This window comes from Mesorhizobium sp. RCC_202 (genome assembly GCF_041355295.1).
Lineage (GTDB): Bacteria > Pseudomonadota > Alphaproteobacteria > Rhizobiales > Rhizobiaceae > Mesorhizobium.
In genome coordinates, this window is the sequence record NZ_JBFUPO010000010.1 from 184,852 (window position 1) to 205,786 (window position 20,935).

General features: G+C 63.2%; 23 protein-coding genes and 1 tRNA gene. 17 read left to right on the forward strand and 7 right to left on the reverse strand.

Translation table 11 applies throughout. The features are described 5' to 3' along the window. Positions 1-244: 244 nt before the first annotated feature. The 3 genes from AB6802_RS22935 to AB6802_RS22945 all read left to right on the forward strand — a co-directional run bounded on the left by AB6802_RS22935 (position 245) and on the right by AB6802_RS22945 (position 2,428). Positions 245-1,495: a pilus assembly protein TadG-related protein gene (locus AB6802_RS22935; protein ID WP_371012461.1), complete on the forward strand. Its 1,251-nt coding sequence runs from the start codon at positions 245-247 to the stop codon at positions 1,493-1,495. A gap of 5 nt (positions 1,496-1,500) precedes the next feature. Next, entirely contained in the window at positions 1,501-1,941 is a 441-nt protein-coding gene (locus AB6802_RS22940; RefSeq protein ID WP_371012462.1) for a TadE/TadG family type IV pilus assembly protein, read from the forward strand. Between the two features lie 115 nt (positions 1,942-2,056). Then, on the forward strand, positions 2,057-2,428 hold the full coding sequence (locus tag AB6802_RS22945; protein ID WP_371012463.1) for a TadE/TadG family type IV pilus assembly protein: 372 nt from the start codon (positions 2,057-2,059) through the stop codon (positions 2,426-2,428). Between the two features lie 22 nt (positions 2,429-2,450). Here AB6802_RS22945 and AB6802_RS22950 read toward each other — a convergent pair whose 3' ends face one another. Then, the gene (locus tag AB6802_RS22950) at positions 2,451-3,908 is read right to left on the reverse strand and encodes an NAD-dependent succinate-semialdehyde dehydrogenase (protein ID WP_371012558.1); all 1,458 of its coding nucleotides are present in this window, start codon (positions 3,906-3,908) and stop codon (positions 2,451-2,453) included. Positions 3,909-4,501: 593 nt separating this feature from the next. Between AB6802_RS22950 and AB6802_RS22955 the strand changes: the two genes are divergently transcribed. Beyond that, on the forward strand, positions 4,502-5,254 hold the full coding sequence (locus tag AB6802_RS22955; RefSeq protein WP_371012464.1) for a hypothetical protein: 753 nt from the start codon (positions 4,502-4,504) through the stop codon (positions 5,252-5,254). Between the two features lie 222 nt (positions 5,255-5,476). On the opposite strand, the gene AB6802_RS22960 is transcribed toward AB6802_RS22955, so the two are convergent. After that, positions 5,477-5,566, reverse strand: a tRNA-Ser gene (locus AB6802_RS22960). A gap of 413 nt (positions 5,567-5,979) precedes the next feature. On the opposite strand from AB6802_RS22960, the gene AB6802_RS22965 reads away from it, so the two are divergent. From AB6802_RS22965 to AB6802_RS22985, 5 genes are all read left to right on the forward strand, one after another. Continuing rightward, positions 5,980-6,675 carry a hypothetical protein gene (locus AB6802_RS22965; protein WP_371012465.1) on the forward strand — a complete coding sequence of 232 codons (696 nt, stop codon included), beginning with the start codon at positions 5,980-5,982 and terminating at the stop codon, positions 6,673-6,675. A gap of 141 nt (positions 6,676-6,816) precedes the next feature. Continuing rightward, entirely contained in the window at positions 6,817-7,143 is a 327-nt protein-coding gene (locus tag AB6802_RS22970) for a hypothetical protein (RefSeq protein WP_371012466.1), read from the forward strand. Positions 7,144-7,345: 202 nt separating this feature from the next. Next, positions 7,346-8,335 carry a BMP family protein gene (locus tag AB6802_RS22975; RefSeq protein ID WP_371012467.1) on the forward strand — a complete coding sequence of 330 codons (990 nt, stop codon included), beginning with the start codon at positions 7,346-7,348 and terminating at the stop codon, positions 8,333-8,335. Positions 8,336-8,399: 64 nt separating this feature from the next. Continuing rightward, a complete protein-coding gene (locus AB6802_RS22980; protein WP_371012468.1) occupies positions 8,400-8,624 on the forward strand; it encodes a hypothetical protein in 225 nt (74 codons plus the stop codon). Continuing rightward, complete coding sequence (locus AB6802_RS22985; RefSeq protein ID WP_371012469.1) at positions 8,557-8,856, forward strand: GNAT family N-acetyltransferase; 300 nt, start codon at positions 8,557-8,559, stop codon at positions 8,854-8,856. The genes AB6802_RS22980 and AB6802_RS22985 overlap by 68 nt, the downstream gene beginning before the upstream one ends. Before the next feature lie 29 nt (positions 8,857-8,885). Here the strand turns inward: AB6802_RS22985 and AB6802_RS22990 are convergent, their stop codons facing one another. After that, positions 8,886-9,293, reverse strand: a complete 408-nt coding sequence (locus tag AB6802_RS22990) for a hypothetical protein (protein WP_371012470.1) — start codon at positions 9,291-9,293, stop codon at positions 8,886-8,888. Positions 9,294-9,315: 22 nt separating this feature from the next. Then, positions 9,316-9,525, reverse strand: coding sequence for a SlyX family protein (locus tag AB6802_RS22995; protein ID WP_371012471.1), 210 nt, complete (start codon positions 9,523-9,525; stop codon positions 9,316-9,318). Between the two features lie 192 nt (positions 9,526-9,717). On the opposite strand from AB6802_RS22995, the gene AB6802_RS23000 reads away from it, so the two are divergent. From AB6802_RS23000 to deoA, 6 genes are all read left to right on the forward strand, one after another. Then, the gene (locus tag AB6802_RS23000) at positions 9,718-11,250 is read left to right on the forward strand and encodes an ABC transporter ATP-binding protein (RefSeq protein WP_371012472.1); all 1,533 of its coding nucleotides are present in this window, start codon (positions 9,718-9,720) and stop codon (positions 11,248-11,250) included. Beyond that, on the forward strand, positions 11,247-12,386 hold the full coding sequence (locus tag AB6802_RS23005; protein WP_371012473.1) for an ABC transporter permease: 1,140 nt from the start codon (positions 11,247-11,249) through the stop codon (positions 12,384-12,386). Before AB6802_RS23000 ends, AB6802_RS23005 begins: the two co-directional genes overlap by 4 nt. 1 nt (position 12,387) lies before the next feature. Further along, the gene (locus AB6802_RS23010; protein ID WP_371012474.1) at positions 12,388-13,359 is read left to right on the forward strand and encodes an ABC transporter permease; all 972 of its coding nucleotides are present in this window, start codon (positions 12,388-12,390) and stop codon (positions 13,357-13,359) included. A 63-nt stretch (positions 13,360-13,422) separates the two neighbouring features. Next, positions 13,423-13,815, forward strand: coding sequence for a cytidine deaminase (gene cdd / locus AB6802_RS23015; RefSeq protein ID WP_371012475.1), 393 nt, complete (start codon positions 13,423-13,425; stop codon positions 13,813-13,815). Continuing rightward, entirely contained in the window at positions 13,812-14,615 is an 804-nt protein-coding gene (locus AB6802_RS23020) for a purine-nucleoside phosphorylase (RefSeq protein WP_371012476.1), read from the forward strand. The genes cdd and AB6802_RS23020 overlap by 4 nt, the downstream gene beginning before the upstream one ends. Further along, positions 14,615-15,931, forward strand: a complete 1,317-nt coding sequence (gene deoA / locus AB6802_RS23025) for a thymidine phosphorylase (RefSeq protein WP_371012477.1) — start codon at positions 14,615-14,617, stop codon at positions 15,929-15,931. Before AB6802_RS23020 ends, deoA begins: the two co-directional genes overlap by 1 nt. A 7-nt stretch (positions 15,932-15,938) precedes the next feature. Here deoA and AB6802_RS23030 read toward each other — a convergent pair whose 3' ends face one another. The 3 genes from AB6802_RS23030 to AB6802_RS23040 form a co-directional block, all read right to left on the reverse strand. After that, positions 15,939-16,505 (reverse strand): TIGR02281 family clan AA aspartic protease, encoded by a 567-nt coding sequence (locus AB6802_RS23030; RefSeq protein ID WP_371012478.1) that lies wholly within the window; start codon positions 16,503-16,505, stop codon positions 15,939-15,941. A gap of 105 nt (positions 16,506-16,610) precedes the next feature. Beyond that, the gene (gene upp, locus AB6802_RS23035; RefSeq protein WP_371012479.1) at positions 16,611-17,240 is read right to left on the reverse strand and encodes a uracil phosphoribosyltransferase; all 630 of its coding nucleotides are present in this window, start codon (positions 17,238-17,240) and stop codon (positions 16,611-16,613) included. A 151-nt stretch (positions 17,241-17,391) separates the two neighbouring features. Next, entirely contained in the window at positions 17,392-18,366 is a 975-nt protein-coding gene (locus AB6802_RS23040) for an adenosine deaminase (RefSeq protein ID WP_371012480.1), read from the reverse strand. 168 nt (positions 18,367-18,534) lie between these two features. Between AB6802_RS23040 and ubiE the strand changes: the two genes are divergently transcribed. Then, positions 18,535-19,311, forward strand: coding sequence for a bifunctional demethylmenaquinone methyltransferase/2-methoxy-6-polyprenyl-1,4-benzoquinol methylase UbiE (gene ubiE / locus AB6802_RS23045; protein ID WP_371012481.1), 777 nt, complete (start codon positions 18,535-18,537; stop codon positions 19,309-19,311). 27 nt (positions 19,312-19,338) lie between these two features. Further along, positions 19,339-20,913 (forward strand): 2-polyprenylphenol 6-hydroxylase, encoded by a 1,575-nt coding sequence (gene ubiB, locus AB6802_RS23050; RefSeq protein ID WP_371012482.1) that lies wholly within the window; start codon positions 19,339-19,341, stop codon positions 20,911-20,913. Positions 20,914-20,935 lie beyond the last annotated feature (22 nt).

Consider the following 20,935-nt stretch of genomic DNA (forward strand, 5'->3'; position numbering starts at 1 on the left):
GAAGCTTCGGTTCGCCGAGCGATTTGCAAAACCATAAGATGCAACAGGTGGCAGATATCAAGCTTTCCCGCTGGCTACGTCTTAAGTCCGAAGATTATCAGGCCTTAAGTCTTAGTCCTCGCGGCGCAAGATGGGGGCAGTGGCAAGCTGTGGTCCTACCGGCGCAAGTCGAGCGAAATAATTAGGCGTTCGTTCATACGGCAATGATGACGTCAAGCCTGGGATACCTTGGGTGCGCTCGGCCATGGCCATTTCAGGTCGGTTCTTCAAACATCTTTTCTCTCAAGGCGTCACCGGACGCTTTCGCGAAGGCGTCTGCGGCAATGTCGCCACCATCTTCGCCCTTACCCTGCCGGTCGTTGTCGGGGGCGCCGGGCTCGGCGTTGAGACCTCCTATTGGTACTATTCCAGCCTGAAGCTGCAGTCCACGGCGGACGCGGCCGCCTACGCCGGCGCGCTGGAAAAGGTTCAGGGATCCGACACGGCGGCGATCACCGCGGCAGCCACATCATCGGCTGCTTCGAACGGGCTGGGCGCCGGCGCAATTGTCGTCAACACCCCGCCCACCTCGGGGCCCAACACGGCCAAGAAAGCGGTGGAGGTCATCCTGAACCAGAGCCTAGACCGGATGTTCACCTCCATCTTCACGCAGACAAAGGTGCCGGAGCAGGCGAGGGCGGTGGCGCTGATCACCGACGCCTCCAAGGCCTGCGACCTGGCTCTCAATCCCTCGGCCTCGCAGGCGATGCTCTTCTCCGGCAGCACCAGCGTCAAGCTCAACGGCTGCGTCGTCATGGCGAACTCGATCGCCAACGACGCCCTCAAGGTGCAGGGATCGGCGGGTCTCCAGGCCGACTGCCTGATCTCCGCGGGCGGCGTCGTGCTGAACAATCCGGTGACCACGGTCTGCAAGTCTCCGATCACCCAGGCGCTGCCGGCCGCCGATCCGTTTGCCAGCCTGCCGCCGCCCGCGGCCGGCAACCCATGCAAAAGCGTTAACGGCAACAAGACGTCGCAGACACTCCAGCCCGGCACCTACTGCAGCGGCATGAGCCTCAACGGCAACGTCACGCTGCAGCCCGGCGTCTATGTCGTGCAGGGCGGCATGAAGGTCAACGCCAATGCTGTCGTCTCCGGCAGCGGCGTGACCATCTTCATGGCAGGCAGCAACACCGTAAGTATGAACGGCAATGCCACTGTGACGCTGAGCGCGCCGACCTCGGGCACCTATTCCGGAGTGCTGTTCTACGGCGATAGGACGGGTACCGCAGCGCAGAGTACCTTCAACGGCACCGCGGACTCGCTTTTGACCGGCGCTATCTATTTTCCCCGACAACAGGTCAATTATCTCGGCAATTTCTCAGGTGTGAATGGCTGCACGCAAGTCGTTGCCGACACCATCCAATGGTCGGGCAATTCGACCATTAACCAGGACTGCTCGAGTCTCGGGATGAAGGATATCCCCGCCGCCCAGTCGGTTGCGGTCGTCGAGTGAGACTCGTGGCCCGTCGACTGATCCTGGCCATTGGCGATGAAGCAGGCATCGCCGCTGTGGAGTTCGCGCTGGTCTTGCCTGTCTTGTGCGCGACGTTGCTCGGTATCTTGGACGGCTGGTCCTATGTCACGAGTTCGCTGTCGATGCGCGCCGGCGTGAAGACGGCGGCCAACCTCGTAATGGCTGGATCCGCTGATGATGCAGCGATCCAAGCTGCCGCACTGGCGAGCTGGGAAAACAAGCCTTCCGACGCACAAGTCGCTATCAGCCGCACCTACCAATGTGGAACCGCTATAGTCGATGCTTCGACGTTATGCAGCGGGCCGAAAGCGCCATCTGTCTATGTCCAAATCCAGGCGTCCGCCACCTGGATCCCGCCCGTGACATTCGGACCCTATCCGGACAACACCGCTCTCGGTCATCTGCAGGTGGTCCGTGTCCGCTAAAGGAAAAGCTCGCAGTGGGTGGGCTCGCCGTCTTCGTCATGGGCTTCCGTCCGCAAGTGCGCCGGAATGCCGACAGAAGCTTTACGCATTTGGGCTTCGGACATTTGCCGGCAACGTGTCGGGCGGAAGCGCCATTGAGTTCGCTCTGATCGCGCCTTTCCTGATTATGCTTCTATTCGGGATCTTCGCCTTCGGCTGGTCGATGAACGCCGCCTCCAGCGTGCGCTACGCGCTGGAGGCGTCTGCGCGCTCGCTGCAGCTCAACAACACGCTGACCCAGTCCGACATTCAGGCGATCGCAACGCAGAAGCTTCGGGCGCTGGGCCTGCAAAATGTGAATGTCACCATAGCAACCGACCCGGCAAGCGGCGGCTTTCGTATGGCGCATGTCAACGCCAGCTATGCTTTCGTCATCGGCTTTCCCTATTTCAGCGATTATCCGATCACCTACACGACCTCGGTGACCGTGCCGCTGGTCGGTGGCTAAAGCGCGTCGCGCTGAAACGGATTCAGATGCCGCCCATGCAAAGATATTTCATCTCCAGGTAATCCTCGAGGCCGTGGCGAGAACCCTCCCGCCCGATGCCGGACTGCTTCACGCCGCCGAAAGGCGCCGCTTCCGAGGACATGCGGCCCGTATTGATGCCAACCATGCCGTACTCCAGGGCCTCGGCGACGCGCCAGACGCGTTTCAGGTTCGAAGCATAGAAATAGGCGGCGAGGCCGTAGATCGTATCGTTGGCCTCACGCACGACCTGGTCAGCATCCTCGAAACGGATGATCGGAGCCAATGGTCCGAATGTCTCTTCCTGTGCCAACGCCATATCGCTGGAAATTTCGGTAAGGACCGTCGGCTCGAAAAAGGTGCCGTCCTTTCCGATCCGGCCGCCTCCGCACCGGATCGCTCCACCCTTCTGTGTGGCATCGGCGATATGGGCTTCGATCTTGGCCAGAGCTGCCCTGTCGATGAGCGGCCCGATAGCGACAGCTGGATCGAAACCGTCGCCGACCTGCAACTGGCGAACGCGTTCGACGAATTTGCTCACGAATTCATCATGAACGTCCGATTGGACGTAGAGACGGTTTGCCGAAACGCAGGTTTGACCGGCATTGCGGAACTTCGCCTGAATGGCGCCATCCACGGCTGCATCGATGTCGGCGTCATTGAAGACGATGAAAGGCGCGTTGCCTCCCAACTCCAGGCTGACCTTCTTGATCTGGTCCGAACACTGACGCATGAGCAGGCGTCCGACCTCGGTGGATCCGGTAAAGCTGATCTTGCGCACTTTAGGATTGTGGCAGAGCTCATGCCCAACCGCTGCGCCCTCCGAGGCGTAGATGAGGTTCACGACACCGTCGGGAAAACCGGCCTCGGCGGCAAGCGCGAACATGGCGCCGGCAACAAGCGGCGTCTGCTCGGCGGGCTTCAGCACAATTGCGCAACCCGCGGCGAGCGCCGGGGAGATCTTGCGCGCCACCATCGATGCGGGAAAATTCCATGGTGTGATAGTGCCGACGACGCCGATGGGTTGCTTGATCACCAGCAGGCGGCGGTCCGTCGAGGGTGCCGAGATCGTCTCGCCGTAGATACGGTTGGCCTCCTCGGCGTACCATTGCAGATACGCGGCCGCATGCGAGACCTCCGATTTGGCTTCGGCGATCGGCTTGCCCATCTCCGCAGTCAGAATTGCAGCCAGGTCGTCGGTGTGGGTGATTATCAGCTGATGCCACTGCCACAGCATTTCGCTGCGCTCCCGGGCGGTCAGCGCCGCCCATCCGACCTGAGCGGCATAGGCTTTGTCGATAGCCGCGCGCGTTTCCTCGACGTCCATGTCGGGCAGTTCCGCCAGCAGCTCCCCGGTAGACGGATTGAAGACTTCGAAGGTGCGCCCGCCAGCCGGCCTGCCAAGTGCCGGCACGCGGTCGATCGCGCCAAACCGTTCAGGCGCTTTCAGGTGGCGGATCAGCGACGGATAGACAGGCAATGACGGCCTCTTGTTGGTAGCCAAGTAGCGGATGGCGGCGCGTCGATGTCTAGCCCGCGGTTTTGGCGCGGCATAGGTCCTCGCTCGGATGGCGGTAGGCCCATCGCGACTGGCGCGGCGTGCGAACCTTCGGATGCAACGCTCCCTTGATCGCCTCGGTCACGCAGGTAGCCGCGTCCTTGAGAGATTGCCGCCTGCGGCTAAATCTTGGGTTCACATTCGAGGGCAAAGTCGCTGACGCGTTGCGTCTTCGAGGCGGCTCGCGCACCCCAACCGCTCAGCTGTCGCGCAACGGCTGCGATTGTCTTGGGACCATGGTCCAGCACGACAGGGCCCTCTTTGTTCCAAACGGCCCAAAACTGCTAAGCCCTTTGCATTCCTGTGGAGTTTCAACGGCTTAACCGGCTTCTTTGCGGAAACTGCGTGGAGTCGCCTCTCCCGCTCTCGTTTTGCAACCGCAACTGTCTAAAGTTTATCCGATGCCGTTAGGAAATCCTCATAGTGGCCTGCCTAGCGGTTGGGGGCATGCAACGATTCATCTGCGGAGAAGCTCAATGACATTGCGAAACGCACTTATGGCATCCCTAGCGATTCTCGCGCTGGCGACCGCCCCCGCGCTTGCCGGCGCCGGCGGCAATGGCGGTGGCCACGGAAATGGCGGTGGCAATAGTGGCAATGGTGGCGGCAACGGCAATGGTGGTGGCGATGCCGGCGGCAATGGCAATGGCACCGGCGGTGCCTCGCACGGCAAGTCTGGTTCGGCTCCGGGACACACCAAGAGCGCCGATGTCGGCGCGTCCAACGCCGACTCGACCGATGACACGGCAACCGACGACACCACGACGGCCGCGACTCCCAAGGAAAAGAACATTCACGCCAAGCTAGGCCGGCTGAATTCGCTGCAGCGCAACTTCCACGCCTACATGAATTCCAAGAGCAAGAAGTTCGCCGGCGTCCAGGCCTATGTGACGCAAGCCGCGGCTGCCCAGAACGCGCAGGCAGCGGTTGACGCCGCTAGTCAGGCCGTGGCCGACGCCCAGGCAAAGCTCGACGCGCTGAATGCGGCCGCGGCTGATCCGAGTACCGCCCCGACCCCGCAGCAGCTCACTGATGCGCAGGCGGCGCTTGATGCCGCCAACGCGGCGCTGACAGCCGCCCAGACCGCGGCTGCCAATACACCGCCTCCCACCGATGCGTCCTTGGACGCGGCCCTTGCGGGCATGGCCAACAAGCCGGTCGATGCCCAGGTCACTGCCTGGGCCAAGGATACGCTGGCGGGCAAGATCGACGCCGCTGCCGCTGCCGCGGCATCGACAACAGCCCCTTAAGGCCGGACCAACCGACCAGATGGTGTAAGAACGCCGCCGGGCCTCGCCCGGCGGCTTTTTGTTGGCAGGCGGCGCCGGCCTATTCGCCGCTCCGGAAGGAGTCGCCATCGGTCAAGGACTCGCTACGTGGAGAGCATTGAATTCGGAAAATAATCCCATGTTGGCGGGATCGTGGGCCGAAGCCCCGGAAAATCGGTTAACCTATTGATTTTGTTGAATAAATGGCGGAGAGAGCGGGATTCGAACCCGCGTTACGGTCTCCCGTAAACACACTTTCCAGGCGTGCGCCTTCAACCACTCGGCCACCTCTCCGTCTTTTTGCATCTCGCGCCGGCTGGTTTTGCCGCGCGGGTTGGGGAGATGCTCCCGTGGGAAAGCCTTGAACGGCCTGCCGGGGTGCCTTCAACCGGTGGGCAACCCTTCCCAGCACCGCTAGCCGTCTAGGCAAGCAGGCGCGGGGCTCATCTAGTCGATCCGAAAGCGAATGCCAAGCCATAATGGTATTGCAAGGGCTTTTGCCGCGAATGGTCGGCGCGTCGGCCTTCGTGGCGCCCTGCCTATGTCGAATGATGTGCACAGATCGGCCGGCCCATTCGGACGCGCTTGACTTCCACATCGGCCGGCTGTCGACTGGGCTAAACGTTTGTTTTCACGCAATTCCAGACAGAAACTGCCGAGCGTTTCGGTGGAATTGCTTGGGGCTTTGCGAGGGGCATCGTCCTGACATGACATCGATCGACCAACGACCCGTGGGCCAGCCGGATGGCGGGCTTTCCCTTGTCCCGGTGGGGTGGCTCATCATCGTCATGGGGCTGTCGGCCTACGGCCTGATCGCCAACTGGCGGCTGATCGGCGACTTCAGCCTGCCGGAAAACGTGCTGTTCCTTATTTATAGCGGGCTCTCCGGCGGCGTCGTCACCATCCTTTGGGGTCTGTACCTGCTCGGCCTTGCCTTCAACCGGTCGGCGCGTTTCCCGCGCCACTATACGATCTGGCAGGTCGTCGTCATCATCTGGCTCGTGGTGCGCCAGGCCTATCTGCTGCTGGCGTCCGGCTTTGGCTTTTCGGCCGAAGCGCTTGGTTTCAGCGTCGCCGAAATCGCCATCGGCCTGCTCTGCATCTATCTTTTGCGGCCAGATGCCGGCGCCAAGACTGTCTACTCGAACCCCGAGAGCCAACGGCCGCCGCTGTTGGTGTCTGTTCTGGCCGGGCTGCTCGGCATCATCCTTGGCGGCGCCATCGGCGCCTGCGCCGGCTTCTTTGCCGGCTCGCTCATCGCCGACGCCACGCAGATGAGCTGCTTCGAGGGCGCCTGCGGATTTTTCGCGGCTTTCATCGGCCTTGCAGGCCTGATCGTGGGCGCCATCGCCGGCGGCATTTTCGCCATCTGGCGGGTCAACCGGCGCAAGCCGGCACGCTAGATTTCCTTTCACGCAATTCCTGACGGAACACCGCGTCACACTTTTCCTGGAATTGCTCTATCTAACCATCGCGATTGCGCGGCGATTGCACAGGCTTTATGTCGGTTGCGGGTCGACGGAAGCTTGCGGGGAGAGCGTTCGATGTTGCGTTTCATCTTTCGGCTGGCGGCGATGGTTGCGCTGTCGATTGCCGTCATCATGGCGGTGATCGACACGACACGGTCGGTCGCGGCATCGACGCTGATCATGACGCCGCTCAATGCAAGCTGGCTCGCCGTCTCGCCCGACACACGCGCGGCTTTCGAAACCCTGGTGCGCGCCAAGGCAAGCCCGATGGTCTGGGATGGCATCGTCGCCTGGGTGCTCGCCCAGCCGGGTTTCGCGGTGTTTGCGGTGCTGGCCTTCCTGCTTTACGCCATTGGCTATCGGCGCAAGCGCCGCAACGCGGAATTCGCGCCAAGCCCCTGAAGGCAATGCAAACAACCGACCGGGCCTGCCGGTAACGCTTTTTCCAACAGGTCAAAATTCCACGTGAATTTTGTTTCGGGCCGTGCCAGATTGACCTTGAGCGGGAGGGGCAAACACTTCCTGCCTGACGTCGCAAGCCCGCCGGAGAACCGGGCCGGCAGGCGGCGCATAACGGAAAAATAACCGACAGGGTGTGGATCACATGAAACGTATCGTTCTGGGCCTTCTGGCCGCAACCGCAATGGTTCTTCCGGCTTTCGCCGCGGATGTGCAGCCGGCCATCCTTTACGATCTGGGCGGCAAGTTCGACAAATCCTTCAACGAGGCCGCCTATCACGGCGCCGAGAAGTTCAAGACCGAAACCGGCGTCGCTTACGTCGAATTCGAAGTCTCCAACGCCTCGCAGCGCGAGCAGGCGCTGCGCCGCTTCGCCGAGGACGGCCGCAACCCGATCGTCATGGCCGGCTTTGCCTGGGAAGATGCGCTGAAGAAGGTCGCGGCCGAATATCCCGACCTCAACTTCGCCATCATCGACGATGCCGTCGACCTGCCCAATGTCCGCTCGCTGGTGTTCAAGGAGAACGAAGGCTCCTACCTCGTCGGCATGCTGGCGGCGATGGCGTCGAAATCGAAGAAGGTCGGCTTCATCGGCGGCATGGACATCCCGCTGATCCGCAAGTTCGAATGCGGCTATGTCGGCGGCGCCAAGGCAGCAGGGGCCACCGACGTCATCCAGAACATGACCGGCGATACGCCGGCCGCCTGGAACGACCCGGCCAAGGGCGGCGAGATCGCCAAGACGCAGATCGACCAAGGCGCTGACGTGGTCTACGCGGCCGCTGGCGGCACCGGCGTCGGCGTGCTGCAGGCTGCGGCGGATGCCGGCAAGCTCGGCATCGGCGTCGATTCCAACCAGAACGGCCTGCAGCCCGGCAAGGTGCTGACCTCGATGATGAAGCGCGTCGACGTCGCCGTCTACAACACCTTCATGGACGGCAAGAACGGCACCTTCAAGGGCGGCCTCGAGAATCTCGGCCTCAAGGAAGCTGGCGTCGACTATGCCATGGACGACAACAACAAGGCTCTGGTCACCGATGAGATGAAGGCGGCTGTCGAAAAGGCCAAGGCCGATATCATCTCCGGCAAGATCCAGGTGCACGACTACACCACCGATAACGCCTGTCCGTACTGATCGGCTCGAGCAGGATTTGTGAACCGCCGGGCGAAAGCCCGGCGGTTTCGTTTTGGAGACGACGATGCCGCTGACGATCGAAACCATGGCGGAAGGCGACGTCGAGGCCATCGCACGGCTTCGGCTTGCGGCTTTCTTTGACGGCACGGGCCGAACGCTCGATGACGATATGGCCGGCCTGCGCGGCCTGCTTGCCGGCGACGGGTTCGAGGCGGCCCTGGTTGCCCGCGATCGGGGCCGGCCGATCGGCAGCTGCCTGCTGGTGCGACGAGATCGATCCGGCGCATGATCTTACACCCTGGCTGGCCGGGCTGATTGTCGACGAAGCATGCCGGGGCCAAGGCGTCGGCAAGGCGTTGGTCGCAGCCGTCGAGGCGCATGCCGCATCGGTTGGCGTCGGTAAGCTCTATCTCTACACCTGGCAGGCACGCCGCTTCTATGAGGCGCTCGGCTGGATTGCCGTCGAACCCTTCGAGCAGGATGGCGAGCCGATGCTTCTGATGGCGCGATCCCTGCCTTGACGCAATTGCGGACGGAAACCCGCTGCTGCTTATAAGGTGCCGGCGATGTAGCCGAGCGCAAAGGCGGCCAGCAGAGCCAGCGCAATAGCAAATCCCAACCGTCCGCCCAGAGCGTGCAGGCCAACGCCGTAGGGCTTGCGTTGCAGTCGGTGGATCACAACAGGTGGCGGTTCTGTCTCGGCAAGGCCGGCGAGCCGGGCGTGCATTTGCGGCAATTCGGCAAGGCGTTGCGAGACCAGCTTCCAGCGGGCGTTCTGTCCTTCGGTGGAGGAACCGGCGGGATCGAGGGCGCGCAAGCGCTCGGCGAGCTTCAGCACGGTGTCACGAAAGGCCGGATCGATCTTGAGGTCGCGCTCGGCGCGGGCGCGATCCCTATCGTTCATCAGGCCAAAGACATAGTCGCCGGCCCTGGCGACACGGTCGCTGTCATTGGACATGGCCGTCTTCTCCCATGCTCCCTTACCAATGTGGCGGCTTGGTTATAGGCACGTCGGACGCGGTCTGCTCTTCCAACTGCAGGAACCGGTCGGTCAGGGCGGTAAGCCTGCGCTCCATGCGCTCGATCACCTTCCACTGCTCGGCGATCTGGCCGGACAGCTCCTCGATGGTCTTTTCCTGCTCGGCGGCGCGGATTTCCAGCGTCGTCAACCGGTCGGCGGGCGTGTTCATTGCGGTGCTCACTCCAGCGCCATGATGCGAATTTCGAGACCGTCATATTAGCGAATGTGAAGCTCCCGGCCACGTTCGAAATTGACAAGAGTGCGCGGATTTGTCGAGAGTGAAAGGCCGATTGGCAGGCGCGGGGCATCATGCTAGGCATTTTGACCAAGCGATAAAAAAATAAAGAGTGGGACAGGCTGCATGGCGCAAGCCGCAATCGAGCTCATAGGCATCAATAAGAGCTTTGGCGCCGTGCGCGCCAACCGCGACATCAATCTCGAAGTCACGCGCGGCACCATCCACGGCATTGTCGGCGAGAACGGTGCTGGCAAGTCGACGCTGATGTCGATTCTTTACGGCTTCTACCAGGCCGACAGCGGCGAAATTCGCGTCGGCGGCGAGCCGGCATCGATCAAAACGTCCAATGACGCCATCGCGCTCGGCATCGGCATGGTGCACCAGCATTTCATGCTGGTCGACAATTTCACGGTGCTGGAAAACATCATCCTCGGCGCCGAGAGCGATGCGCTGCTGAAGCGCAGCATCGCCAAGGCGCGTTCCGAACTCGAACGCCTGGAACGCGAATACGGATTGGAAGTCGATCCCGACGCCATCATCGAGGAATTGCCGGTTGGACTGCAGCAGCGTGTCGAAATCCTCAAGGCGCTTTATCGCGGCGCCGAAATCCTGATCCTCGACGAGCCGACAGGCGTGCTCACCCCAGCCGAGGCCGACCATCTGTTTCGCATCCTCAAGCAATTGAAGGAGCAGGGGAAAACGGTGGTGCTGATCACCCACAAGCTGCGCGAGATCATGGCCATCACCGACAATGTTTCGGTCATGCGCCAGGGCACGATGGTGGCGACGCGCGAGACAGCCAAGACCACCGTCGAGGAATTGGCCGAACTGATGGTCGGGCGGCGCGTGCTGCTGCGGGTCGAAAAAGGCGAAGCGGAAGCCGGCGCCGTCAAGCTCGCGGTCAAGAACCTGACGGTGAAGGATTCTCGCGGCGTCACCATGGTCGACGACATCTCGTTCGATATCCGCGCCGGCGAGATTGTCGGCATTGCCGGTGTGGCCGGCAACGGCCAGTCCGAATTGCTCGAGGCGATTTCCGGCATCAGGCGCGCCGTTTCGGGCTCGGTCATGCTCGACGGCAAGCCGATCGACCTGACCGGCGCCGCCGATCCCGGCGAGTTGCGCGACCGCGGGCTGGCTCACGTGCCGGAGGATCGCCATCATGTCGGACTGGTGCTGGCCTTCGAGGAGAACGAGAATTCGATCCTCGGCTACCATGACGACCCACGCTATCTGAAAGGGCCGTTCCTCAACATCGACGTCATCATGGCCGATGCCAAGGACAAGATCGAGAAATACGACATAAGACCGGGCAATCCGCGGCTGAAGACGGCGAATTTCTCCGGAGGCAACCAGCAGAAGATCGTGCTGGCGCGCGAAATGGAACAAGACCCAGGTGTCCTCATTGTCGGCCAGCCGACACGCGGCGTCGATGTCGGCGCCATCGAGTTCATCCACAAGCGGCTGATCGCCATGCGCGACCAAGGCAAGGCGGTGCTGGTGGTGTCTGTCGAACTCGACGAGATCCGCTCGCTCTCCGACCGCATCCTGGTGATGTTTGCCGGCCGCATCGTCGGCGAGCGCGGGCCCGAGGCGACCGAGGGCGAGCTCGGCCTGTTGATGGCGGGCGTCGAGCAGCAGGAGGCTGCCCAATGAGCACGCCTTACGCCAAGCTGCCGGCCTGGGCCGATTATGGGCTGATCCCGCTGATCAATTTGTCGGTGGCCTTCATCGTCGCCGGCTTCGTCGTGCTTCTGGTCGGTGAAAATCCGTTCCGCGCCGCCGTCATCCTGGTCGAGGGCGCCTTCGGCAAGGGAACCGGCATCGCCTTCACCCTCTTCTATGCCACCACCTTCATCTTCACTGGTCTGTCAGTGGCGGTTGCGGCGCATTGTGGCCTCTTCAACATCGGCACCGAGGGCCAGGCCTATATCGCCGGCCTCGGCATCGCCATCGTCTGCCTTTCCTTCGACAGTGTGCTGCCGTGGTGGCTGACATTTCCGCTGGCGATCGTCGCCGCGGCGCTCGTGGGGGCGTTGTGGGCGCTGATCCCCGCCTATCTGCAGGCCAAGCGCGGTTCGCACATCGTCATCACCACCATCATGTTCAATTTCATCGCCGCCTCGATCATGGTCTATTTGCTGGTCGGCCCGTTGAAGCCGGCGGCCTCGCAGGCGCCGCAGACCCGCAACTTCCTCGCCGGCGCCGAATTGCCGAAGCTCAACTGGATCATTGAACTGTTCGGCGCCAAGATCCGCTCGGCGCCGCTCAATGTCTGCTTCCTGCTGGCGCTGGTCATGGCCTTCCTGGTCTGGCTGCTGATCTGGCGCACAAAGCTCGGCTACGAGATGCGCACCTATGGCCACAGCCCGAAGGCGGCGCGCTATGCCGGCATTTCGGAGACGCGCATCGTGCTCACCGCCATGATGATCTCAGGCGCGCTGGCCGGCATGATGGCGCTCAACCCGGTGATGGGCGACCAGCACAATGTCGCGATCGACTTCGTCTCCGGCGCCGGCTTCGTCGGCATCGCCGTGGCGCTGATGGGCCGGCTGCATCCGGTCGGCATCGTGCTGGCGGCGATCCTGTTCGGCATGCTGTACCAGGGCGGCGCCGAACTCGCTTTCGAAATGCCGGCGATTTCCCGCGACATGATCGTCATCATCCAGGGCCTGGTCATCCTGTTTGCCGGTGCGCTGGAGCACATGTTCCGGCCCTATGTGCAGGCGCTGTTCGCCTCGTTCAGTCCGCGATCGGTCGGCATGGAAGCGGTCAAGGGGAAGGGTGCCTGAGATGGACGCGTTCAACATGATCGTCCAAACCCTGGACTCGACCATCCGCCTCTCGGTACCGCTGCTGCTTGCCTGTCTGGCCGGTCTCTATTCGGAACGCGCAGGCGTTTTCGACATCGGGCTGGAAGGCAAGATGCTGGTCGGCGCCTTTGCCGGCGCCGCCGCCGCCTCGGTCTTCCATTCAGCCCTTCTCGGCCTGGGCATGGCGATCATAATGTCGGTGGCCTTTGCGCTGGTGCACGGCTTTGCCTCGATCACGCATCGCGGCAACCAGATCGTCTCGGGCGTGGCGATCAATTTCGTCGCCGCCGGCTCGACCATCATCCTCGGCCAGGCCTGGTTCCAGCAGGGCGGGCGTACGCCGGCGCTGCAACCCGGCGAACGCTTCGAGGCCATCACCTGGCCGGGCGCCGAGGCCATCCGCGGCGTGCCGATCATCGGACCGATCTATGCCGAACTTCTGTCCGGGCACTCGATCCTGGTCTACCTCGCTTTCGTGATGGTGCCGTTCACCTGGTGGGTGCTGTTTCGCACCCGCTTTGGGCTACGCCTGCGCGCCGTCGGCGAGAACCCGGCCGCCGTCGACACCGCGGGCATCTCCGTCGCCTGGCTTCGCTACCGGGCACTGATCTGCACCGGCGTGCTCACCGGCATTGCCGGTGCCTATCTGTCGATGGTGCAGAATGGCGGCTTCGTGAAGGACATGACCGCCGGCAAGGGCTATATCGCGCTGGCGGCGCTGATCTTTGCCAAATGGAAGCCGGTCAATGCCATGTTCGCCTGCCTGCTGTTCGGCTTTCTCGACGCGCTGTCGATCCGCCTGCAAGGCACACCGCTGCCTATTGTCGGCAAGGTGTCGGTACAGCTCATGCAGGCGCTGCCTTATGTGCTCACCGTGATCCTGCTTGCAGGCTTCATCGGCAAGGCGATCCCGCCGCGCGCCGGCGGCGTGCCTTACGTCAAGGAACGCTAGGATCGGGCTTTCCGTTTCAGCTGCAACCGGCATTTGAACAAGATCGTGGGAGAGAAAAGACGAATGTCGCATGATCTGTTCGAGGCGGCGCAGGCGGCGATGGCCAAAGCCTACGCGCCCTATTCGAAATTTCCGGTGGGTGCAGCACTTCGCACCGAGGACGGGCGCGTGTTCACCGGCGCCAATATCGAGGTGGCGTCCTATCCTGAGGGCTGGTGCGCCGAAACCACCGCGCTCGGCCATTACATCATGGGCGGCGGCGGCAGAATCGTCGAGATAGCGGTGATCGCCGAACGCATGGCCAAATGCTCGCCCTGCGGCGGCTGCCGCCAGCGGCTGGCGGAATTCTGCCGGCCGGAGACCAAGCTCTATCTGTGCGATAACACCGGCGTGGCCGAGACCGTCACCATGGGCGACATGCTGCCTTACGGCTTCAGGGGCGATATCCTGAAATGAAGGAAGCGCTGGATCATCTGGTCGAGAAGCTCGACGGGCTGGCGCCGACCGCGGCGCTCGTGCTGGGCTCCGGCCTTGGCGGACTGGTCGACCAGGTCAAGGACGCCAGGCGCATTTCCTATGCCGAATTGCCAGGCTTTCCGCGCAGCGGGGTTTCCGGCCATGCCGGCGAGGTCGTCGCCGGGCACTTTGCCGGCACGCCGGTGCTGATGCTGTCGGGCCGCGCGCATTACTATGAACATGGCAATGCCGCCGCCATGCGTCCGGCGCTCGAGGTGCTGGCCGGCATCGGCATCTCGCATCTCATCCTCACCAACGCCGCCGGTTCGGTCGATCCCGACATGGGACCTGGCTCGGTGATGCTGATCAGCGACCATATCAATTTCTCGGGCTCCAACCCGCTGATCGGCGAGCCGAGCGACCGCCGCTTCGTCGGTCTCACCGAGGCCTACGATGCCGGCCTGCGGGGCGCGATCGAGAAGGCGGCCAAGGCCACCGGCACCGCGCTGCATCAGGGTGTCTATATGTGGTTTTCCGGACCCTGCTTCGAGACGGCGGCCGAGATCCGCATGGCGCGTATCATGGGCGCCACGGCTGTCGGCATGTCGACGGTGCCGGAGGTCATCCTCGCCCGCTTCCTCGGCCTCAAGGTCGCGGCCTGCTCGGTCATCACCAACCTCGCGGCCGGGATGACGGGGGCCGAGCTCTCGCACCAGGAAACCAAGGACATGGCGCCGGTCGGCGGCGCGCGGCTGGCGACGATCCTGCGGCGTGTCTTCGAGGATGGCTTGCCCGACTGATGCTTCCGCAAGAGATCATCCGCCGCAAGCGCGACGGCCACAAGCTCTCGGCGCCGGAGATCGCGGCGTTCATCGAGGGGCTGACGACCGGCGCCATCTCGGAAGGCCAGGTTGGGGCCTTTGCCATGGCTGTGTTTCTCAACGGCATGAGCCGCGAGGAAGCGGTGGCGCTGACGATCGCGATGCGCGATTCCGGCGATGTGCTCGACTGGTCGCATTTGCCGGGTCCGGTCACCGACAAGCACTCGACGGGCGGCGTCGGCGACAATGTCTCGCTGATGCTGGCGCCGATCGTCGCCGCCTGCGGCGCTTATGTGCCGATGATCTCCGGCCGCGGCCTCGGTCACACCGGCGGCACGCTCGACAAGATGGATGCCATACCGGGTTACATCAGCCAGCCCGATGTGGCGCGTCTGCGCAAGACGGTTCTGGAAACCGGCTTCGCCATCATCGGCCAGACCGCCGATCTCGCCCCCGCGGATCGAAGGCTCTATGCGATCCGCGACGTGACGGGGACGGTCGAGTCGATACCGCTGATCACCGCCTCGATCCTGTCGAAGAAGCTTGCCGCCGGGCTCGGCTCGCTGGTGCTCGACGTCAAGGTCGGCAATGGCGCTTTCATGGAAAAATCGCGCGATGCGGTCGCCCTGGCGAACAGCCTGGTCGAGGTCGCCAATGGCGCCGGCCTGAAAGCCTCGGCGCTGGTGACGGGCATGAACGAGCCGTTGGCATCGGCCGCTGGCAACGGGGTCGAGGTGAAGAATGCCGTCGATTTCCTTACCGGCCGCTACCGCGACCGCCGGCTGGAAGAGGTGACGCTGGCGCTGGCTGCCGAGATGCTGCAGTCGGCCGGGGTCGTCTCGTCCAACCAGGACGGATTGCGGCGCGCCGCCGAGACGCTTGCGGGGGGCCGCGCGGCTTCCATCTTCGCGCGCATGGTGACGGCGCTGGGCGGTCCCGCCGATTTCGTAGAGAAGGCGGACAAATATCTGCCGAAGGCGTCGGTGGAGCTGGCGGTAAAAGCGGCCGGGGACGGGTTCGTCACCGGTGTCGCGACGCGCGACATCGGCCTTGCCGTCGTCACGCTCGGCGGCGGTCGCAGGCGCCCGGACGACAGAATAGACCATGCCGTCGGCCTGACTAGATTGCTGCCGGTCGGCGCCGAGGTGCGGGCGGGCGAGCCGCTGGCGCTGGTGCATGGCCGCAGCGACGCGGATGCTGAGGCGGCTGCTGCCGCCGTGCGCGCCGCCTATACGATCGGTGCGTCGAAGCCACACGCCGAGAAAACCGTGCTCAGGCGGATATTGCCTCGATAAGGCTGGGTCACTGCACGAGCAGCAGCGCGCCGTCCTGGACCTGGTATTTCTGCAGCCGCTGCAGGAAGCTCATGCCGATCAGGTTGACCTGCAAGGCCCTGTCGTCGAGCACCATTGCCTGGATGTTGTCGACCGAAATCTTGCCGATCTGCAGATGATCCAGTGTCACCACGGCAGCCTTGATGGCGCCGTTGGCGGTGTTGACCTGGCGGTTGAAATCCGACGGGTTGAGCGAAATGCCGATCTTGCGCGCGGTCGACATGTTGATGGCGACAAGCGTGGCGCCGGTGTCGATCATGCCGTCGACCTGACGGCCATTGAGCTTGAACTGCGAGGTGAAGTGTCCGCGCTCGTCTGCATTGACCAGCACCTGGCGGCCGAGCGGCATCGGCGCCGCCGGTTTGTCCGGAACCGAAGCGAGGTTGACCTGCGGCTGCGTCTCAGGCGCTGCCGGCTTGGACGCGACAGGCGATTTCAGCAAGCCGTCCAACAGATGCGGATTCGACTGATAGACGATCGGAATCGATGCCGAGGTTCCGGCGAAGATGCCAAGGATGAGAAGCTTGCGCAGCATGGACGCCTCTTCGTGAAGGGCCAATTTCTACGCCGACATGGTGTTTTCAGTTTTAACGCGGCGCGCGACCGCGTCTTTGCGTAAACGCCTGGTAAATGAGGGCCGCTATTTTGTGCCGTACATGCGGTCGCCGGCGTCACCAAGGCCGGGCATGATGTAGCCCTTTTCGTTCAACTGGCGGTCGATCGAGGCGGTAAAGACCGGCACGTCCGGATGCGCCTTGGTGAAGCGCTCGATGCCCTCGGGTGCCGCGAGCAGGCAGAGGAAGCGGATGTTGGTCGCGCCGCGTCCCTTCAACTTGTCGATCGCGGCGATCGCGGAATTGGCGGTCGCCAGCATCGGGTCGACGACGATCACCAGACGGTCGGCGAGATCGCTCGGCGCCTTGAAGAAGTATTCGACCGCTTCCAGTGTCTCATGATCGCGGTAGAGCCCGATATGGGCGACGCGCGCCGCCGGCACCAGGTCGAGCAGGCCTTCGAGCAGGCCGTTGCCGGCGCGCAAGACCGAGGCGAAGACCAGCTTCTTGCCTTCCAGCGTCGGCGCTTCCATCTCCTCGATCGGCGTCTCGATGATGGTCGTCGTCAGCTCGAGGTTGCGGGTCACCTCATAACCCAGAAGCAGCGAGATCTCGCGCAACAGCCGCCGGAAGCCGGCCGTCGAGGTCTCCTTCTTGCGCATGATGGTCAGCTTGTGCTGGACAAGGGGGTGGTCGACGACGGTGACGCCCTGCATGATCTGCTCCGACTGGTTCGCAGTGGGTGGTGAGTAGTGAGTAGTGAATGGTGAGCCGATTTGCGAGTCCCTGCCTGAGGAAAGCGCCAGCCCTCGACCGCGTGATGCACGTGTCGAAATCAGTCGCTGCTGACCACTGACTACTGACCACTCACCGAACCTTCGCGTCCAGCCGCCCTAGCAGCATCGCCTTGGTCTTCCTGTCGACAAAGGCTGCCTCGAGGGCTGTCCTGGTGACACCGGCGAGCGCCTTATCATTCATGGAAAAATGCTCGGCGGCGCTGTCGTATTCGCGCTTCAGCGAGGTCCAGAAATAGGGCGGGTCGTCGGAGTTGAGCGTCACCTTGCAGCCGGCGGCGCGCAGCGCCGGAAAGGGATGGTCGGCGAAGCTGTCGAAGACCTTCAGCGCGATGTTGGAGCCAGGGCAGCATTCCAGCACCACACCTTCGTCGGCGATGCGGCGGACAAGGTCGGGGTTTTCGATGGCACGCACGCCGTGGCCGATGCGCGACGGCCTGATATGGTCGAGCGCTGCTTTGACACTTTCCCAGCCCATCAACTCTCCAGCATGGATGGTGATGCCAAGGCCCGCCTCGCGGGCGATCTCGAAGGCACGCACATAATCCTCGAAATCGCCGATGCGCTCGTCGCCGGCGACGCCGAAGCCGGTCACCAGGGGATGGCGGCAGCGCGCCGCGAAGCGCGCCGCCTGCTCGATCGACTCGACGCCGACGTGGCGCACGCCGGTGACGATCATGCGGCCTTCGATGCCGGTCTTGGCCTTGGCGCGCAGCATGCCTTCACCCAGCGCATCCGTATAGGCCTTGGGCGAGAGGCCGGCCTTCCTGGCGTGATCGGGCGAGGTGAAGACCTCGGAATAGATGGCGCCGTCGCGGGCCAGGCTGGTGAGATAGTGATCCGCCAGACGCGCGTAATCCTCCTCGGTGCGGAACAGGTCCGCGGAAAAATCGTAAGCCGCAAGGAAAGACGTGAAATCATGCCAGACGAAGGAGCCGTCGTGTATGAAAGGCGAGGGGTCCCTGCCATATTTGCGGGCCTGCTCGATGACGAGTTCGGGCGCTGCCGCGCCTTCGATGTGGCAGTGCAGTTCGGCTTTCAAAATCATGCGGTCATCCCGTCCGGTACGATGTTCTGGCACAGATTCCGACCGGAAAAACACGCAATACACTTCCCGGGCCAGTCTTGAAGGCGCGGCCTAAAACCGCGCCCTGGACAATAGCGTCGGCACCATCGATCGGCTATGGTCCCGCCGGTTTTATGACGGATGAAAATAATGTCGGTTGAAAGAACCACGGCCGCTGGCGGCATGGAGACCTCCTATGGGTTCAGGAAGGTCGGGGAGGGCGACAAGCAGCCCCTGGTCAACGACGTCTTCCATAAAGTCGCCAATCGCTACGACCTCATGAACGATCTGATGTCGGCCGGGTTGCATCGGTTATGGAAGGACGCGTTGGTCGCCTGGCTCAACCCACCGAAGCGGCAGGGCTGGAAAGTGCTCGATGTTGCCGGCGGCACCGGCGATGTCGCTTTCCGCATTGTCGAAGCCAGCCAGCGCCAGGCGCACGCAACCGTGCTCGACATCAATGGTTCGATGCTGGCCGTCGGCCGCGATCGCGCCGAAAAACAGGGCCTGACCGATAACACCGACTTCGTCGAAGCAAATGCCGAAGAACTGCCGTTCGAGGACGAGACGTTCGACGCCTATACGATCGCCTTCGGCATCCGCAACGTGCCACGCATCGATGTGGCACTTGCCGAGGCCTATCGTGTGCTGAAGCGCGGCGGGCGATTGCTCTGCCTGGAATTCTCGGAGGTCGACATGCCGTTGCTCGACAAGGCCTATGAGGCGTGGTCGTTCAATGCGATCCCCAAGATCGGCAAAGCGGTGACCGGAGACGGCGAGCCCTATTCCTACCTTGTCGAATCGATCCGCAAATTCCCCAACCAGCAGAATTTCGCTGCCATGATCACCCGCGCCGGCTTCAGCCGGGTGACTTTCCGCAACTATTCCGGCGGCATCGCGGCGCTGCATTCGGGCTGGAAGCTTTGAAGCGGGGCATTTTGAGCAGGGCCGGCAATGAGTAGCGTCGCCGCCGCTTTTCGGCTGGCCAGGGCCGGCTGGGTGCTGGTCCGCGAGGGCGTCGTCGCCGCATTGCCCGGCGAAGAGCTTTCGGGCATGCCGAAATTCGGCTGGCGCGTAGCGCGCCTGTTCACCCGCCGCCGCGCGCTGAGCTATCAGCGCGGCGACCGGCTGGCGCGAGCGGTGGTGCGGCTCGGGCCTTCCTACGTCAAGCTCGGCCAGTTCCTGGCGACACGGCCCGATGTCGTCGGCAACGACATGGCGCTCGACCTGGCGCTCCTGCAAGACAAGATGCACACCTTCCCGAAGGCGGAGGCGGTCGCGGCGATCGAGGGTTCGCTCGGGCGCAAGATAAAGGATCTCTATTCGAGCTTCGGCGATCCGGTCGCTGCTGCCTCGATCGCGCAGGTACACAGCGCGGATGTTATGCGCGACGGTGCGGCCTCGCAGGTGGCGGTGAAGGTCATCCGACCCGGCGTGCGGCGGCGTTTCTTCCAGGACCTCGAAAGCTATTTCCTCGCCGCGCGCCTGCAGGAGAAATACATCCCATCGTCGCGCCGCCTGCGCCCGGTCGAAGTGACGGAGACGCTGGCGCAGACCACCAGGATCGAGATGGATCTGCGGCTCGAGGCGGCGGCGCTGTCCGAGCTTGGCGAGAACACCAAGGACGATCCGGGCTTTCGCGTGCCTTCGGTCGATTGGGAGCGGACCGGCCGCGACGTGCTCACCATGGAGTGGATCGACGGCGTCAAGATGAACGACATCGCCGGTCTTGCCACCGCCGGCCATGACCTCAAGGCGATCGCCGCCAACCTGATCCAGTCGTTCCTGCGGCACACGCTGCGCGACGGTTTCTTCCATGCCGACATGCATCCGGGCAATCTGTTCGTCGAGGCCAACGGCACCATCGTCGCGGTCGATCTCGGCATTGCCGGGCGTCTTGGCAAGAAGGAGCGCCGCTTCCTGGCTGAGATCCTCTACGGCTTCATCGTGCGCGATTATCAACGCGTCGCCGAGGTGCATTTCGAGGCCGGCTATGTGCCGCGCCAGCACAATGTCTCGGCCTTCGCCCAGGCGATCCGCGCCATCGGCGAGCCGATCCACGGCCAGTCGGCCGAGACCATCTCGATGGCGAAACTTTTGACCTTGCTGTTCGAGGTCACCGAGCTGTTCGACATGGCGACGCGGCCGGAACTCATCCTCTTACAAAAGACCATGGTCGTGGTCGAAGGCGTGGCGCGTACGCTCGATCCCGCTTTCAACATGTGGAAGACGGCAGAACCGGTGGTCGGCGACTGGATCGCTGGTAATCTCGGCCCACGCGGGCTGCTCACCGACGCCCGCGACGGCGCCAAGGCGCTGCTGACGCTGGCAAGGCAGGCACCCGATCTTGCCGCTCGCACCGACCGGCTGTCGCGCGAGATCGACCTGATGGCCGAAAATGGCCTGCGCTTCGACGAGGCGACCGCGCGCGCCATCGGCAAGGCCGAGGCGCGCCACACCCGCTCCGGTCGCGTGGCGCTGTGGGTGATCGCGCTGACGCTGATCTACATCGCCTGGAAAATCTTGTGATTGCTGACGGTTGATAGCATTG